Consider the following 344-nt stretch of genomic DNA (forward strand, 5'->3'; position numbering starts at 1 on the left):
CAAAGCTGTCGAGGAAGTCGTTCCATTCTTGGGGTGAGCGGCGGGCGTCTTTGAGCATCTGCTCCAATTCGTCCATGCCGTCGTCTGTCAGTGCGGTCACGGATTCGTCGTCTCCGGTGTACACGGAGATGATGCTGCCGTAGCTCAGATTGTCATCGTTGCAGACGATTGCCTGAAGAAGCTCCGGGTCCTCTTCGAGAATTTCGGCAACAAATTTGATCGTACGGACGTAGGTGACTGTCGCCATCAGGCTGCCTTTGCGTCAACTGTGGTGATCGCCGACCAGTTCCACGGAAGCAATTCGTCTAACCGATTGATCTTGTGATCGTGGATGCGATCGAGCA

1 protein-coding gene is annotated in these 344 nt (G+C 54.4%); it reads right to left on the reverse strand.

Features of this window, described 5'->3' with window-relative positions; translation table 11 throughout:
- Window positions 1-247, reverse strand: a 247-nt coding sequence (locus FFR93_RS40550) for a hypothetical protein (protein WP_138397239.1), incomplete at its 3' end; no start/stop codon positions are given.
- Window positions 248-344 lie beyond the last annotated feature (97 nt).

Source organism: Rhizobium sp. MHM7A, assembly GCF_005862215.1.
Taxonomy (GTDB): Bacteria; Pseudomonadota; Alphaproteobacteria; order Rhizobiales; family Rhizobiaceae; genus Rhizobium; species Rhizobium bangladeshense.